The 16671-nt window shown below is 72.7% G+C and carries 11 protein-coding genes; 2 read left to right on the forward strand and 9 right to left on the reverse strand.

The window, feature by feature from the left end:
• Window positions 1–18 precede the first annotated feature (18 nt).
• The 3 genes from ACIP5O_RS09950 to ACIP5O_RS09960 form a co-directional block, all read right to left on the reverse strand.
• Complete coding sequence (locus ACIP5O_RS09950; RefSeq protein WP_401290784.1) at window positions 19–855, reverse strand: SAM hydroxide adenosyltransferase; 837 nt, start codon at window positions 853–855, stop codon at window positions 19–21.
• Window positions 856–1155: 300 nt separating this feature from the next.
• Entirely contained in the window at window positions 1156–2880 is a 1725-nt protein-coding gene (locus ACIP5O_RS09955; RefSeq protein ID WP_401290787.1) for an acyl-CoA dehydrogenase family protein, read from the reverse strand.
• A gap of 79 nt (window positions 2881–2959) precedes the next feature.
• Entirely contained in the window at window positions 2960–3523 is a 564-nt protein-coding gene (locus ACIP5O_RS09960; RefSeq protein WP_401290790.1) for a PadR family transcriptional regulator, read from the reverse strand.
• A 309-nt stretch (window positions 3524–3832) separates the two neighbouring features.
• On the opposite strand from ACIP5O_RS09960, the gene ACIP5O_RS09965 reads away from it, so the two are divergent.
• Complete coding sequence (locus ACIP5O_RS09965; RefSeq protein WP_401290793.1) at window positions 3833–5419, forward strand: MFS transporter; 1587 nt, start codon at window positions 3833–3835, stop codon at window positions 5417–5419.
• A gap of 6 nt (window positions 5420–5425) precedes the next feature.
• Here ACIP5O_RS09965 and ACIP5O_RS09970 read toward each other — a convergent pair whose 3' ends face one another.
• The 6 genes from ACIP5O_RS09970 to ACIP5O_RS09995 form a co-directional block, all read right to left on the reverse strand.
• Window positions 5426–6511 carry an aldose epimerase family protein gene (locus ACIP5O_RS09970; protein WP_401290796.1) on the reverse strand — a complete coding sequence of 362 codons (1086 nt, stop codon included), beginning with the start codon at window positions 6509–6511 and terminating at the stop codon, window positions 5426–5428.
• A gap of 60 nt (window positions 6512–6571) precedes the next feature.
• Window positions 6572–7621: a LacI family DNA-binding transcriptional regulator gene (locus ACIP5O_RS09975; RefSeq protein WP_401290799.1), complete on the reverse strand. Its 1050-nt coding sequence runs from the start codon at window positions 7619–7621 to the stop codon at window positions 6572–6574.
• A gap of 72 nt (window positions 7622–7693) precedes the next feature.
• Entirely contained in the window at window positions 7694–8740 is a 1047-nt protein-coding gene (locus tag ACIP5O_RS09980) for an ABC transporter permease (RefSeq protein WP_401290801.1), read from the reverse strand.
• Window positions 8737–9711 (reverse strand): ABC transporter permease, encoded by a 975-nt coding sequence (locus ACIP5O_RS09985; RefSeq protein ID WP_401290803.1) that lies wholly within the window; start codon window positions 9709–9711, stop codon window positions 8737–8739. Before ACIP5O_RS09985 ends, ACIP5O_RS09980 begins: the two co-directional genes overlap by 4 nt.
• Window positions 9708–11354, reverse strand: coding sequence for a sugar ABC transporter ATP-binding protein (locus tag ACIP5O_RS09990; RefSeq protein ID WP_401290805.1), 1647 nt, complete (start codon window positions 11352–11354; stop codon window positions 9708–9710). The genes ACIP5O_RS09985 and ACIP5O_RS09990 overlap by 4 nt, the downstream gene beginning before the upstream one ends.
• Window positions 11355–11653: 299 nt before the next feature.
• Window positions 11654–12751: an ABC transporter substrate-binding protein gene (locus ACIP5O_RS09995; protein WP_401290808.1), complete on the reverse strand. Its 1098-nt coding sequence runs from the start codon at window positions 12749–12751 to the stop codon at window positions 11654–11656.
• Between the two features lie 574 nt (window positions 12752–13325).
• Between ACIP5O_RS09995 and ACIP5O_RS10000 the strand changes: the two genes are divergently transcribed.
• Window positions 13326–16616 carry a LamG-like jellyroll fold domain-containing protein gene (locus tag ACIP5O_RS10000; protein ID WP_401290811.1) on the forward strand — a complete coding sequence of 1097 codons (3291 nt, stop codon included), beginning with the start codon at window positions 13326–13328 and terminating at the stop codon, window positions 16614–16616.
• Window positions 16617–16671: the final 55 nt, after the last annotated feature.

Below are 16671 nucleotides of genomic sequence, written 5' to 3' on the forward strand. Positions count from 1 at the left end.
TAACGCGTTGATAACATGTCAGCCAGTGAGATGAATGACTCGATCGCCTTGGCGCAGGCCGAAGACATCTGCCGCGGAACCGCCGCGAACCACCAGTTCGGCGAATCCGATACCGGAACTCCCGACGGTGATTCCGGGTTCGCCGAGCGGGACGTCGGGGAGACGGTCGTAACAGCGCACCGGGACGTCGCGGCCGTCGAGCCGGTTGCGCACGAGCAGGCTTTCGGCGGTGGCGTAGCCGGGCAGGTCGGCGGCCGGGCGGTCCAGCTTGCAGTTGCCGAAGTTGTCGACGACGGCGATCCGTACGTCGTCGTCGACGGGCGGACGCACCGCCGTCGTCCGGGCGGGGACGGGGTGGCCGTCCACCAGCCAGCGGGCCAGCAGGGGCGCGTACCACAGACTGCGGAACTGGGTCCGTACCATCTCCTCGATCTCGGCCGGCGTCAGCTCGGCCCAGTCGCCGGCGGCGGCCTCCAGCACCTCGCGGACGTCGGTGACCCGCACCTCCGTCAGGTCCAGGTAGGCCGCCAGCGGGGCGAGGACCCGCTGGTTCAGGGTGCTGACGACCAGGTGGTCGCCGTGGCGGAAGGAGCAGAAGGGCACGCCGTTGGGCCAGTGCCCGTCCCTCGGCGCGATGTTGACGAGCACCACGACCGGGCGGCTGGGGCCGCCGATGAGGTCCGTGGAGCGGAGCAGGTCGAGCAGGGTGAGGGCGGCGGCGCCCTCCGGGTCCGGTCCGCCGAGCGGCAGGACGGTCGGTGTGGAGCCGAAGAGGGCGGCGATCCGAGTGGACTGGCGGGCGAGGGCGTTGGGGTCGGAGCAGTCGGTGAGGGAGACGACCGGGGGAAGGGTCATGGCGGTACTTCGCCCTTCTGTCGGGAGACGTGCGGTGGGAGTGGGGGGCGGGGTCGGGGTCCGGCTCGCGGACCCGGTGGCCGGGTCCGGGTCCGGGTCCGGGCAACAAAAAACGGACCCTCCGTTTCCGGAGGGTCCGTCGCGTCCTGCGCGCACACGGCTTCGCTAGCGAAGCGCCTCCGGGGGCGGGGGCATCATTCGCATCATGGCGAGGGTGGCGGTGTGCTGCATGGGCCGGACGATAGCAGAGGCCCCGACCGTCTCAGTCGCCTTTCCACATGGTGGACGAGCCGGGAGGGCTCAGGGCGTCATCTCGTACGCGCCCGAAAGGGCCTCGACGCGCTGCCAGACGCGGCCCGAGCGGGCCTCGTCGACGACGGGGCGCCGGACGGCGCCGAGCGCCCAGAGCTGCTGCTGCTCGGTCGCGGAGTCCTTGCCGTGCAGCTCGACGGCGTGCGCGGAGAAGTCGCGGACCAGGACGGCGAACAGCTCGTCGAGCACGTCCTCGTCGAGGTCGGTGAGGGCGGCCTGCTCCAGGACGAGCTGTCCGTGGACGACGAGCGCGAAGAGCTGGCCGACGGCGAGCAGCAGGTCGAGGTCGCGGCTCTGCTCCTCGTCCGGGGCGGCCTTGAGGACGAACTCGCAGAGTGCGTCGGCCTGTTCGCGGAAGCGGGCGACGTTGGAGACGTGGGCGTACGCGTCGTAGGCGGCGCGCCAGTCGTGGAAGCGGACCGAGCCGAGGCCGCGGGCCGGGCCCTGGCGGAAGAGGAACGTGTCGTCGGCCGCGTCGAGGCGGGTCGGGACGGGCTCGTGGGCGACCGGGTCGAGGAGGTGGTTGCGCAGGAACTTGAGGATCAGCGCCAGGTTGACGTGGACGGTGCCCTCCAGCTTCGGCAGGCTCCGGATCTCCACGGCCGCCTCGGCGAAGTAGTTGTCCTTCTCGAAGCCCTTGGCGGCGATGACGTCCCACATCAGGTCGATGACCTTCTCGCCCTCCGTGGTCACCTTCATCTTCGTCATGGGGTTGAAGAGGAGGTAGCGGCGGTCGTCGGGGCCGGCGGTGCGGAAGTAGTCGACGGCCCGGTCGCTGAAGAGCTTCATGCCGACGAGCCGGACGTAGGCGTCGGTCAGCTCGCGCCGCACGTGCGGGAAGGCGGTGACGGGGCGGCCGTACAGGACGCGGTTCTGCGCGTGGGTGACGGCCTCGTACATCGCGTGCTCGCAGATGCCGATGGAGGCGGTGCACAGGTTGAACTTGCCGACGTTGACCGTGTTGAGGGCGGCGTCGAAGGCGGCGCGGCCGGTGTGCAGGACGTCCCCGGCGGCGACCGGGTAGTCCTCCAGGCGGAACTCGCTGACGTACTTGGAGGAGTCGACGACGTTCTTGACCAGGTGATACGCCGGGTGGCGGCTGTCGACGGCGAAGAAGACGTAGCCGTCGGGGCCCTCGACGTCGGTGCGGCGGCCGAAGACGGAGACGAGTCCGGCGGCGTTGCCGTTGCCGATGTAGTACTTGGAGCCGGTGGCGCGGAAGCCGCCCTCGCCGTCGGGCGTGAGCAGCATGTCCGTGGAGTAGATGTCGGCGCCGTGGGTCTTCTCCGAGAGGCCGAAGGCGAACACCTCGCCCTGGGAGAGGAGCTCGGCGGCGCGGGCGCGGGCGGCGGCATTGTCGCTCTGCCAGACCGGGCCCAGGCCGAGGATGGTGACCTGCCAGGCGTACCAGTAGTCGAGGCCGTAGAAGCCGAGGATCTCGTTGAGGGCGGCGATGCGGGCGGTGTCCCAGCGCTTGTCGCCCTCGTCCTCGCCGGCGGCGGAGGAGGGGGTGAGGAAGGTGGCGAAGAGGCCCTCCTCGGCGGCGAAGGCGAGGAAGTCGCCGAGCCAGGCACGGGTCCGGTAGTCCTCGATGAGCCGGCGCTTGCCGCGCGCCTCGAACCAGTCGACGGTGGCGCGCAGGAGCCGGCGGGTCTCCGGGTCGAAGTGCGCCGGGTCGTAGGTGTGCGGGTGGAACAGCAGCGGGTCGGCCATGACGTCCGCCTTTCCGGCTCGGAACGAGGGGTGAGGGTGGTGGTGAGGGGTGGTGCGGGAGGGGCGCGCGGCCCCGGGGTCAGCGCCCCGCTTCGAAGCGGGCGAGCGTGGCGAGGACGTCGTCGAGCCAGGCGATCATCATGCGTTCGTACGCGATGCCGCCCCGCAGCACGACGTGCTGGAGTTCGCGTTCCGCGTCGAGGAGACCGTCGGCCGTCCGCCCCGGCTCCCCGAAGTCGCGGGTCTCGCCCGCGAGGTAGTGGGCGAGGCGGTCCGTGTGCGCCTTCCGGTGCCGCTCGACCTCGCCGATCAGCGCGGCCGGGTCGTCGAAGGCGGCGCCCCGGATCTTCACCGCGAGGTCGTGCCGCACGCTCTCGGGCTCGATCGGTTCGTGCAGCCACGCGGAGAGCGCGTCCCGCCCCGGTCCGGCGACGGAGTACTCCTTCTTGTCCGGGCGCCCCTGTTGGGGCACGTCCCGGACGTCGATCCAGCTGTCGCCCTCCATGCGCTTGAGCACGCGGTAGATCTGCTGGTGGGTGGCGGTCCAGAAGTATCCGATGGACCGCTCGAAGCGCCGGGCCAGCTCGTAGCCGGATCCGGGCTTCTCGAGCAGGGACACGAGGATCGCGTGGTCGAGCGCCATGCGCCCGATCTTGCTATGCAACGAGTTGCATAGCAAGGCCGTGCGGGGCGGGTGAGACGCGGCTCACCCCGGGCCGGCTCGGCCCGGACGGGATCGCCGCCGTCCCGGCGTTCGCGGGGCTCGACGGCGACGGGGGCCCGCCCGCGCGGACGGCACCGGTGCTCGTCCTGCTCGACGCGATGCCGCGGCCGCTCGAGGAACGGCTCCTCGCGGAGTTCGTCGGTTCGGTCTTCCGCGTCCGACGCCTCGCGGGCCGCCGGAGCGACGGCTCGGCATGCACGCCCGGAGGTCCGGGGAGACCATCGAAGCATGGCTGGTAACTCCACGGCCACGCGGGACGGCGCTGCCGTCTCGCGTGCTCCCCGCCAGAAGCTGGCGCTCGCGGCCATGCTCTTCGCGGTGTCGATGACGTTCATCGACCAGACGATCGTCTCGATCGCCGCCCCGAACATCACGGCCGAGCTGGGCCTCTCCGCCTCCGGGATGCAGTGGGTCGTCAACGCCTATCTGCTCTCCCTCGCCGCGTTCTTCGCGCTCGGCGGGCGGCTCTCCGACATCTTCGGACACCGCAGGGTCATGCTGACCGGGACGCTGCTCTTCGTGATCTCGTCGGCGCTGTGCGGCTGCGTGCCCTCCGGGGACTTCGCGCTGACCTGGCTGATCGTCTTCCGTGCCACGCAGGGCCTGGGGGCCGCGCTGATGTTCCCGGCGGCGCTCGCCGTGGTCATCGCGGTCTTCCCGGTGGAGCGGCGCGGCCGGGCACTGGCCCTGTTCTTCGGGCTCTCCGGCGCCCTGACGGCCATCGGGCCGCTGCTCGGCGGCTGGCTGACCGCCTGGACCTGGCGGGCGATCTTCTGGGTGAACGTGCCGGTCGCCGTCGTCGCGATCGTGCTCACCGTGCTCGCCCGGGTCCCCGAGAGCCGCCGCCGCGAACGCCTCGACGTGGTCGGCGCCGTCCTGGTCGCCGTCGGCATGGGCCTGGGCGTCCTCGGCTTCCAGCAGGCGTCGTCCTGGGGCTGGGGCAGCGTCGCGACCTGGGCGTGCATCATCGGCGGCGCGGTCGTCCTGGTGCTCTTCCACGCCTACGAGCGGCGCACCGCGCAGCCGCTGATCAACTTCGACGTCTTCCGGGACCGGGCGTTCACGATCGACAGCCTCGTGCTGTTCTTCGCGATGCTCGCCTTCGTCCCGGTCTTCTTCTTCGCGTCGGTGTACGCCCAGGTGTCGCTGAGCGCCTCGCCGAACCAGGCCGCGCTGTTCCTGCTGTACTTCTTCATCGGCTTCGGCATCGCCTCCCAGTGGGGTGGCAAGATCCTCGACAAGCGCGGCGCCCGCCCGGCCATGAAGATCGGCTGCGCGCTCGGCGCGGTCGGCTTCTACCTGTGGGCCCAGAAGCTGACCGACCTGTCGATGCACGACCAGTGGCCGTACGCGGCCATGGCGGGCGCCGGGATCGGGTTCCTGCTCGCCCCCGCCTCCACCGACGCCGTCAACCGCTCCATCGGCGCCTCGTACGGCGAGGTCACCGGCATCACGCAGACCGTCCGCAACTACGCGGCGGCCATCGGCATGGCCGTCTTCAGCACCGTCCTCGCGCACGTCTCCGCGAACCGGATCACCGACACGCTCACCGGGCGCGGTCTGCCGCCGGCCGAGGCGGAGGCGACGGCCGGGAGGGTCGCGGAGGCGGTCACCGGCCATCCGGACGGCCGGGCGCCCACCGGGGACGGGCCCGTCGCCAAGGCACTCCAGGGCGCGGGCGACGCGATCCGCATGGACTTCGCCGAGGCGAACCAGTGGGTCTTCTACGGCATGGCGATCGCGCTGGCCGTGGCCTTCCTGTTCGCCCTGGCGCACCCGGGGACGCGGGTCACCGAGAAGCCCCCCGAGGTCTGAGGGGCCTCACCCCGGCAGGCCGGGGAAGCGGAACTCGGTGCGGCGCCGGCCGACGGCCCCCGGTTCCAGTACCGCGCTGGGGTACGCGGGGCGGTTGGGGGCGTCGGGGAAGTGCTGGGGTTCCAGGCACACCGCCCCGTGGCGGGGCAGCGGGCGGCCGGCGGGGTCGGTGAGGGTGCCGTCGAGCTGGTTGGCCGTGTAGACCTGGAGTCCGGGGGCGGTCGTCCACACCTCCATCGCGCGCGTCCCGCCCGGGGCGGCGAGCCGCGCGGCCCGGCGCGGCACGGCGGTCTCCCCGGCCTCCCCGCCGGAGAGCGCCCAGCAGTGGTCGTAGCCGCCGGCGCGGCGGATCTGTTCGTCGCCGTCGGCCAGGACGCCGTCGCCGAGGCGGCGCGGGGAGGTCAGGTCGAAGGGGGTTCCCGTGACGTCCGCGACCGGGCCGAGGGGGATGCCGTCGGGGTCGACGGGCAGGTATCCGGCGCCGTCCACCCCGAGGGTGTGGTCCAGGACGTCCCCGCCGTCCGCCGCCAGGTTGAAGTAGGCGTGGTGGCTGAGGTTGACGACGGTCGTGCGGTCCGTGGTGGCCGCGCAGTCCAGGGCGAGGGTGCCGGCGGCGTCGAGCGCGTACACGGCGGTGACGTCGAGCGCGCCGGGGAAGCCCATGTCGCCGTCGGGGCTGCGCAGCCGCAGCCGCAGCCCGGCCGTGTCGCCGTCGGTGAAGGGCTCCGCCTCCCACACCCTGGCGTCGAAGCCCCGGGGGCCGCCGTGCAGGGCGTGGCCCCGGTCGTTGACGGGGATCTGGTGGACCGTCCCGTCGAGGGGGAAGCGGCCGTGGGCGATGCGGTTGGCGTAGCGGCCGATCAGCGCCCCGAGGTACGGGCTCTTCTCGGCGTACCGGTCGAGCGTGGGCAACGACAGGACGACGTTCCCGGTGCGGCCGGTGGCGTCGGGGACGCCGAGGGCGTGCAGGACGCCCCCGTAGGTGAGGATCTCCGCGTACACGCCGGAGGGGGAGGCGAGGTGCCAGAGGGTGACGTCCTCTCCTTCCGGGGTGGTGCCGAACGGCCGGTGACGGGCGGTGGGTCGGGGCATGGGGAGTCCTCGGGACGGGTGGGCGGGGGAAGTGTGGCGCGGGGGCGGGGCGGGCGGCGGTCAGTCCGCGTCCCCTCCCCCGCGGGCCGGTGCGACCGTGTGGGCGCCGCCGGTGGACTCGCGGACCGCGAGCCGGTAGCCGGGTCGGATGCGCCGGGGCTCGGTGACGGTGCCGCCCGCGAGGCGTGCGACGAGCCGGTCGACGGCGTGCCGGGCGATGGCCTGCTTGTCCGGGCGGACGGTGGTGAGGCCGATGGCGCCGTAGCGGCTCTCCTCGATGTCGTCGAAGCCGACCACGGCGATGTCCTCGGGCACGCGCAGGCCGCGTTCGGCGAGGGTGCGCATCGCGCCGAGGGCGATCAGGTCGTTGTACGCGAAGACGGCGTCCGGCCGGGCGCCCCGCCCGAGGAGCTCCGCCATGGCGGCGGCGCCGTCGCCCCGGCCGTAGCCGTCGGTGGCGACGACCAGGCTCTCGTCGGGTGCGACGCCCGCGGCGGTGAGTTCCTCGCGCCAGCCGCGCAGGCGCAGGTGGGCGGGCTGGCGTTCGCGGCCGGTGCGGGAGCCGAGGAAGGCGATCCGCCGCCGGCCGAGGCCGAGGAGGTGCCGGACCGCGCTGCGGGCGGCGGCCACGTTGTCGATGGCGATCTGGTCGTACGGCGCCTCGTACTCGCGCTCGCCGAGCAGCACGAGCGGCGAGGTCTCCTGCCGGGCGAGCAGGTCGTCGTTCTCCAGGTGGATGGGGCTGAGGATGAGGCCGTCGATGACGTGGGAGCGGAACTCCTGGCAGACCAGGAGCTCCCGCTCGCGCAGTCCGGCGGTGTGGTCGACAAGCACGGTGTAGTCGTGCTGGGCGGCGGCGTCGATGACGGCGCCCGCCAGCTCGGCGAAGTACGGGTTGCCCAGCTCGGGCACGGCGAAGGCGATGATGCCGGTGCGGCCCTTGCGCAGGTGCCGGGCGGTGAGGTTCGGCCGGTAGCCGAGCTCGTCGATGGCCCGCTGCACCTTGGCGCGCATCTGGGGGGTGACGTGGGGATAGTTGTTCACCACGTTGGACACGGTCTTGATCGACACGCCGGCCCGCTGCGCGACGTCCTTGAGGCTGACGCCCACGGAACTCCTCTGGTTCGGCTCTGACCGGGCGGACCGGTGGTCCGGATGGTCCGGGTGGGGTGGGCTCCGGCGTCAGAGCGTTCTTCTGCTCCGTGAAACGTACCGCTGCGCCACGACGACGAGGATCAGGAAGCCTCCGCTGACCACCGACTGGTACGAGGAGTTCAGCGAGCCGATCTGGTTGATGAGGTTCTGGATGACGGCGAGCAGCAGGACGCCCCACAGGGTGCCACTGACCGAGCCGGCGCCGCCGACCAGGAGGGTGCCGCCGATGACGACGGCGGCGATGGCGTCGAGCTCCATGCCGGTGCCGATGACGGTCACGCCGGAGGAGAGGCGGGCCGCGTTGAGGGCCCCGGCGAAGCCCGCGAGCAGACCGCTGAGCACGTACACCGTCACCTTGGCGCGGGCGACGGGCAGCCCCATGAGGGTGGCCGCGTCGCCGCTGCCGCCGACGGCGAACAGGGTCTGTCCGAAGGAGGTGCGCTGGAGGACGACGCCGCCGGCGCCGAACAGGGCGAGCGCGACGAGGATCGGGTACCCGAAGCCGAGGACGTCGCCCTGGCCGAGCGCGGCGAACGCCGAGCCCTTGGGCACCAGGTGGGTGGTGGCGCCCTCGTGGGTGAGGGCGAGCAGCAGGCCGCGCGCGCCCAGGAGCGAGGCGAGGGTGACGATGAAGGGCGCCATGCCGGCGCGGGCGATGAGCAGGCCGTTGAGCAGGCCGATCGCGCCGCACACCACGAGCGGGACGAGGAGCGCCGGCAGCAGGCCCCACTGCGAGGCCCAGGCGGCGAGGACGCCGCCGAGGGCGAAGACGGAGCCGACGGACAGGTCGATGCCGCCGGTGATGATCACCAGGGTCATGCCGAGGGCCACGATCGCGAGGAACGAGGCCTGGACGAGGACGCCGCGGGCGTTGTCGAGGGTGGGGAAGGTGGGGTACGCGAAGGAGGCGATCACCACGACGAGGAGGAGCACGGCGAGCACGCCCTGGCGCTGGACCAGGGAGAGGAGGCGCTCGGGGGCGGAGGCGCCGGTGGCCGCGGAGCCGGTCTTCGCCGCGTCGGCGGGCGCGGGAGCGCCCGTCCCCGGTGCGGTGAGGGAGGAGGTGGGGTTCATCGGGATCGGCGCTCCCGTGCGACGTAGACGGCGGCGACGATGATGGCCGCCTGGGCGATCTGGGCGGTGGAGTCGGGCAGGTCGTGCTTGACGAGGGTGGCGCGCAGGAGCTGCATGAGCAGGGCGCCCGCGACGGTGCCGAGGACGCGGACGGAGCCGCCGCTGAGCGGGGTCCCGCCGACCACGACGGCGGTGATGGCGGAGAGTTCCATCAGGGTGCCGAGCGAGGACGGGTCGCTGGCGGTGAGGCGGGCGGTGGCGAGGATGCCGGCGAGGGCGGCGAGGACGCCGCACAGGACGTAGACCCCGGTCAGGACGCGCTTCACGGGCAGGCCGGCCAGGGTGGCGGCGGCGCGGTTGCCGCCGATGGCGACGACCTGGCGGCCGAAGGTGGTCCGGTGGACGAGGAGGGCGACGGCGAGCGCCAGGGCCCCGGCGACGAGCACGACCAGGGGGACGCCGAGGAGGCTGCCGGTGCCGAGGGCGAGCAGGTCGGGGTTGACGATCTGCTTGAGCTGTCCGTCGGCCATGACGAGCGCGAGGCCGCGGCCGCCGACGAACAGGGCGAGGGTCGCGACGATGGGTTGCAGCCCCACCACGGAGACCAGGGTGCCGTTGACCGCGCCGACGACGGCGCCCGCGAGGAGGGCGACGAGCAGGGCGGGGACGAGTCCGTAGCCGAGGTAGAGCGGCAGCAGCGCCGTGGCCAGGGCCATGGCGGAGCCGACGGACAGGTCGACGCCCTCGGTGCCGATCACCAGGGCCATGCCGAGGGCCACGATGACGATCGGGGCGACCTGGACGAGCTGGGTGCGGAGGTTGTCGGCGGTGAGGAAGTGGTCGGTGAACAGGGCGTTGAACAGCAGGAGCGCGGCCACGGCGGCGTACACGCCGTACTCCTGGAACCACGCGGCGGCGTTCGGCCGGGTCCCGGCGGCGCGGGTCGGTGCCGCGGTGGCCTGGGTGGTCATCGGGGGTCCTCCTCGGCGGCCGGGGCGGTGGGTGCGGGATCTTTCACGAGGGGTGCGGGGCCGGTTCCTCCGGCGGGCGGCGCGTGGTCGGCGAGGGCCGCGAGCAGGGCCCCCTCCGACACGTTCTCGCCGACGAGTTCGCCGGCGGCGGCGCCATTCCTGAGGACGACGATCCGGTCGGCGCCCTCGACGAGCTCCTCGATGTCGGAGGAGATCAGCAGGACGGCGAGGCCCTCCCGGGCGAGTTCGTCGATGAGGGCCTGGACCTCGGCCTTGGCGCCGACGTCGATGCCCCGGGTGGGTTCGTCGAGCAGCAGGACCTTCGGTTCGAGGCAGAGCCAGCGGGCCAGGAGGACCTTCTGTTGGTTGCCGCCGGAGAGTTCGCCGACCTTCTGCTCGGGGCTGGACGCCTTGATCCGCAGCCGCTTCATGAAGACGTCGACCACCCGGTCCTGCCGCTCGCGCGAGACGATGCCGGCGCGCGAGAGCCGGGGCAGGGCGGCGAGCACGATGTTCTCGCGGACGGAGAGGCCGGGGACGATGCCCTCGGCCTTGCGGTCCTCGGGGAGGAGGCTGATCCCGGCGCGGATCGCGCTCGCGGAGGAGGGGCGGCCGAGCGGCGTGCCGCCGACGCGGACCTCGCCCGCGTCCAGGGGCAGGGCGCCGGCCAGGGCCTTGGCGGTCTCGCTGCGGCCGGAGCCGAGCAGGCCGCCGAGGCCGAGGACCTCGCCGGGGTGGAGCGCGAGGGAGACGTCGTCCAGCTGGTGGCGGCGGGTCAGGCCGGTGGCGGTCAGGACGGGTTCGCGGGTGATGTCGTGGCCCTCGGCGCCGAAGCTCGTCACGCCGTGCCGGCGCACCTCGGAGATCTCGCGGCCCAGCATCATGGACACGAGCCGTACGCGGTCCAGTTCGGCGAGCGGGCCGGTGTGGACGTGCCGGCCGTCGCGCAGGACGGTGACCCGGTCGCAGATCCGGTACAGCTCGTCCATGCGGTGGCTGACGTACACCACGGCGATGCCGCGCCGGCGCAGGTCGTCGATGACGCGGAAGAGGGTCTCGACCTCGCGCGGCTCCAGGGAGGAGGTGGGCTCGTCCATGACGACGACGTGGGCCTCGACGGAGACCGCGCGGGCGAGGGCGACCATCTGCTGGGTGCCGATGCCCAGGGTGTTCAGTGCCCGGCGGGGGTCGACGGTGACGCCGAAGCCGCCGAGGAGTTCCGCGGCCTCGGCGTGCATCCGGGCGAAGTCGATGAGGCCCAGGCGGTTCTTGGGCTCCCGGCCGAGGAAGACGTTCCGGGCCACGCTCATCAGCGGGACCAGGTTCACCTCCTGGTAGATCGTGGAGATGCCCGCTTCCTGCGCCTCGGAGGGACGGGCGAACCGCACCGGCCGTCCCGACAGGAGCAGTTCGCCGCCGTCCGGGCGGTGCACGCCGGTGAGCACCTTGATGAGAGTGGACTTGCCGGCGCCGTTCTCGCCGACGAGGGCGTGGGTCTCGCCGGCGCGGAGGGCGAACGAGACGTCGTCGAGGGCGACCACGCCGGGGAAGCGCTTCCCGACGCCGCGGGCCTCCAGCACCGTCGGGGCGGCCGGGGGCGCGGTGCCGCTCGCCGCGGACGCCGCCGTTTCGGGGGGTGCCATGAACGTGGCCTTCCGGAGAGGTGTCGTGAGAAGGGGTCGGGGCCGCCCCCGTCGCCGCGCGACGGTGAGCGAGACCGCCGCGGGCGGGGAGGCGGGGCGGCCCCGCGGCCGGGCGGAGGCCCGGGCCGGTGGGCGTACGGACCGGGCCGCGGTTCCCGCCGGAACCACGGCACCGGCCCGTACGGATCGGGGGGCGGTGCGCAGGACGTGCGCGTACCGGTCGCACGCCGGTACCGGCTTCGCGCCCGTACCGGCCGTGCGTGCGTGCGTACCGGCCGTGCGTGCGTACCGGCCGTGCGTCAGTACGCCCCGCCGAGGGACTCCTTGGCGTTGGCCGGGTCGTAGGAGCGGTCCGAGATGATGACGTCCTCGGGGATGCCCTCGCCCGCGTAGAACTTCTGCGCGGTGGCGAAGGCCAGCGGGCCGAAGCGCGGGTTGGACTCGATCACGGCGTTCAACTCGCCGTTGGCCAGGGCCTGGACGGCGTTGCGGGTGCCGTCGATGGACACGACCTTGACGTCCTTGCCCGGGGCCTTGCCCGCCGCCTTGAGGGCGGTGACGGCGCCGAGGGCCATCTCGTCGTTCTCGGCGTAGACCGCCGTGATGTCGGGCTTCGACTGGATGAGCTGCTCCATGACCTGCTGGCCCTTGTCGCGGGCGAACTCGCCGGTCTGCTGGGCGACGATCTCCAGGCCGGGGGCCGTGGCCTTCACCTGGTCGACGAAGCCCTTGGTGCGGTCGGTGGTGACGCTGTTGCCGGAGGAGCCGAGCAGGATCGCGACCTTGCCCTTGCCGCCGGTCGCCTCGACCATCGCGTCGGCGGCCCGCTTGCCCTGCTCGACGAAGTCCGAGCCGAGGAAGGCCAGGTAGTCCTTGCAGGCGGCGGCGTTGACCTTGCGGTCGATGGTGAGGACGGGGACCTTCTTGGCGGCGGCGGCCTGGAAGGCGGGCTCCAGGCCGTCGGAGTTGAGCGGGGCCACGATGAGGAACTGGGCGCCCTGGGCGAGCATGTCCTGGATGTCGCTGATCTGCTTGGACAGCTGGGACTGCGCGTTGGTGGTGAGGAGCTTCTTGACGCCGACCTTGGCGGCCTCGTCCTTGATGGACCGCGTCTCGGCGATGCGGAAGGGGTTGGCCTCCTTCTCCGACTGGGAGAAGCCGACGATCGCGTTCTTCAGGTCGAGCTTCGGGGCGCCGTAGGTGGTGAGGGTGCAGCCCGAACCGGCGGACGCGGTCGGCGTCTGGACCGTCTGGGCGCCCTGGCCGCTGTCGCCGCCCGCGTTGTCCGCGGTCTCGGACTTGGCGCAGCCGGAGAGGGCGAGCGCGGCGGAGGCCGCGACGGCGCAGGCGACGGAGAGCGTGCGGGATCTGCGCGGAAGGGTCGACAGAAGGTTCATCGGAAGGACACTCCTTGGCGGGGGGACAGCACCGCCGAGTGGCGTGCGGTCGCGCGGGGCGGGAAGAGGAGCCGGTCCGCCGCGATGGGCCGGCGGACCTTCGGTGCACGGCCGGCGACGGCCTCGATCGCTCTGGATCAAGGCCCCGACCTGGGAACGTCAAGGCCCGCAGCGACCGTCCGAGGGGGTGGCCGCTCTGGCTTTACAACGTTATAACCGCGCTTCGGCGAGCGCTGCAAGAGGCCGGGGACAACGTTTCCGGAATGAGTCCCGGAGACGAAGCGGCCGTAACAGCGCGCAGGGTGACGGGCCGTCGGCACCGCCCCGTCCGGGGTCTGGACAGCCTCCGCACCGCGTGTTGTCATTTCCGCTGCACGCGATTTCCAACGTTGGAATGACGGCCGTACGCCCCCGCCGGCACCCCCGTGCCGGTGTACGGGCGGGCCGTGCGCCGCCCCGCGGCGACCGCCGGGCCCCGCGCCCCCGAGGCGAACGCGCTTCCTCGCCGGGTGCTCCACCGTCACGTCCCGACCCGGGTCCGGCTCCGATTCCCCTCCCCCCGAGGAAAGATTCGATGACACGACGAACAACCCGATCCCGATCCCGAACCGGAACGTGGGCACTGCTCGCCGCGGCGGCCCTGGTGCTGCCCCTGGGCGCCCCGGCCGCCACCGCCTCGGCCGCGCCCGCCTCCTCCCCCACGGCCGTCTCCCCGTCCGCCCGTGACGCCGCCGTCGAGGTGCACGGTCTGAAGGGCGAGTACTTCAGCATGTCGGCGCCCGGCGCGCGGGACTTCGCCGAGCTCGGCGGCACGTCCCTCGACCCGCGGATCGACTTCTCCGGTCTGACCGGCACCTTCCAGTCGCTCACCGGCCGGTCCGAGCACACCACCGCCCGCTGGACCGGCCGGATCGAGGCCCCGGTCACCGGCGACTACACCTTCCACGGCATCGGGGACAACGGCTTCCGGCTCTTCGTCGACGGCGAGCCGGTCATCGACCACTGGGTGCCCGACTGGGACCGGGAGCAGACCAGTGCGCCCCTCCACCTGAAGGCCGGCGAGAAGCACGACTTCCGCCTGGAGATGTTCCAGGACGTCGGCGGCGCGAACATGTTCCTGCGCTGGTCGACGCCGACGCTGCCCAAGCAGCTCGTGCCGGAGTCCGCGTTCACCCCGCCCGCCGACTTCGAGGTCTACCCGGTGGAACCGACCGTCCCGGCGGGCGGGCGGCAACTGCGGCTGCGGTTCGACCACCGGGTCGGCGGCCTGGAGAAGGTGGCCGAGCACCTCACCGTCGAGGCCGACACCACCCCGATGCCGATCGAGAAGGTCCGCGTCGCCCCGGGCGACCGGAACAGCGTCCTCGTCGACCTCGCGGAACCGGTCCAGAAGGGCCAGCGGGTACGGGTCGACTACGACGGCCTCGGCGGGCTGAGGAACGGGGACGAGACCGTGCCCCGGATCCTGCGCTCGGCGTCCAACGCCTCCACCCACCGGCTCACCACCGAGTGGGGCGACGAGCTGGACGAGAAGCACCCGCTGCCGGAGTACCCGCGCCCGCAGCAGGTGCGGAGCAGGTGGAAGAACCTCAACGGCCCCTGGCAGTTCGCCGGCGCGGAGGCCGGGGAGACGCCGGTCTTCGGCAAGGACCTGGACGAGCGGATCACCGTCCCGTTCCCGGTCGAGTCCCAGCTCTCCGGGATCGAGCGGCACGAGGACCACATGGTCTACCGGCGCCTCGTGGACGTGCCGGAGGCCTGGAGGATCGGCAAGGCGGGCAAGGGGGGCAGGGGCGACCGGCTGATGCTCAACTTCGGCGCCGTCGACTACGAGGCCCGCGTCTGGGTCAACGGCAGGCAGGTCGCCGAGCACACCGGCGGCTACAACGCCTTCAGCGCCGACGTCACCGACGCCCTCAAGACGAAGGGACCGCAGGAGATCGTCGTCGCGGTCACCGACACCGGAGGCCCGAACCAGCCGACCGGCAAGCAGTCCACCAACCCGGGCGGCATCTTCTACACCCAGTCCTCGGGCATCTGGCAGACGGTGTGGATGGAGCCCGTCGCCCCCGTCTCCATCGACGACGTCGTCACCACCCCGGACATCGGCACCGGCACCCTGGCCGTGAAGGTCGAGTCGGCCCGCGCCTCGGCCGGCGCGCGCGTGGAGGCCGTGGCCCGCGACACCCGCGGCCGGGTCGTCGGCCGGACCACCGGCCCCGCGGGCGCGGAGCTGCGCCTGCCGGTCGCGAACCAGCACCTGTGGAGCCCGGACGACCCGTACCTCTACGACCTGGAGGTGCGCCTGACCGACGGCAGGTCCTCCGACCGGATCGACGGCTACTTCGGCATGCGCGAGATCGCGGTCGAGAAGGTCGGCGGCTTCCCCAAACTGGTGCTCAACGGCAAGCCGGTCTTCTCCCTCGCCACCCTCGACCAGGGCTTCTGGCCCGACGGCCTCTACACCCAGCCCAGCGACGAGGCGCTGGCGTTCGACCTGGAGGCCCACAAGAAGCTCGGCTTCAACGCCGTGCGCAAGCACATCAAGGTGGAGTCGCCGCGCTGGTTCTACCACGCCGACCGGCTCGGGCTCCTGGTCTGGCAGGACTTCGTCTCCGGCAACCTCACCGACGACACCGGCCGCAAGGCCTTCGTCGACCAGGGCCGCGAGATGATGCGCCAGCACCACGACTCCCCGTCCGTCATCGGCTGGATCGTCTTCAACGAGGGCTGGGGCGAGTGGGACCGGGAGGAGACCGGGCGGATCGCCGAGGCCGTGAAGGCGGCCGACCCGTCCCGGGTCGTCAACGCCCACAGCGGGGTCAACTGCTGCAACTCCAAGGGCGACTCCGGCAAGGGCGACGTCCTCGACCACCACGACTACAACAACACCGACGCCCCCTATCCGGACCACCGGGCCGCGATGGACGGCGAGCACGGCGGCTTCACCCTGCGCACCCCCGGCCACATGTGGCCCGGCGCCCCGACCGTGATCTACAGCGGCGTCGCCGACAAGGAGGCGCTGACCCGGAAGTACGTCGAGAACACCGAGAAGTTCTACCTGGAGGCCGCAGGGGCCGAGCTGTCCGGCTCCGTCTACACCCAGATCTCCGACCTGGAGAACGAGCTCAACGGCCTCTACACGTACGACCGCCGGGAGATCAAGGTCGACCCGGTCCGGGTCCGCGCGATCAACCGCAAGGTGATCGCGGCGGGCGCGGCCGCCGGGCAGCGCGCTCCCCTGAAGGGCGGCGCCTCCTGGTCCCTGGACGAGGGCACGGGCACGACCGCGCGGGACTCCGGGCCGCAGCAGCGTCCGCTCACCCTGAACGAGGGCACCACGTGGGCCCCGGGCGTCGGCGGCAGCGCGCTGAAGTTCGACGGGAAGGGCGGCTTCGCCCAGACCGACGGGCCCGTCGTCGACACCACCACGAGCTACACCGTGTCCGCGTGGGCCACGCTCGACGCCCTGCCGGGCAACTACGCGACCGTGGTCAGCCAGGACGGCCGGCGCCAGGAGAACCCCTTCTACCTCCAGTACGGGCAGGGCGCCTTCGCCTTCAGCACCCCGGGCGGCAACCGCGCCCGGTACGCGACGACGCCCGAACTCGGCCGCTGGTACCACCTGGTGGGCGTGCGGGACGCCGCGAGGAACGAGATCCGGCTGTACGTGGACGGCGCGCTCGTGGCGACGGCGGTCCCGGGCCCGGCGGACGTGAGCACCGGTCCGCTCGCGGTCGGGCGCGCCAGGTGGGGCGGCGGGAACGTCGACTTCTGGAACGGTTCGGTCGACCAGGTGCGCGCCTTCGACCGGGCGCTCTCCTCCGAGGAGGTGGCCGCGCTGCACACGGCCGAGAAGCCGTAAGCCGTGATCGGCACGTGAGCGAGCGGGTCCTTCCGGGCGGTGGCGCCCGGAAGGA

It is taken from the genome of Streptomyces sp. NPDC088915 (genome assembly GCF_044749825.1).
Lineage (GTDB): Bacteria > Actinomycetota > Actinomycetes > Streptomycetales > Streptomycetaceae > Streptomyces.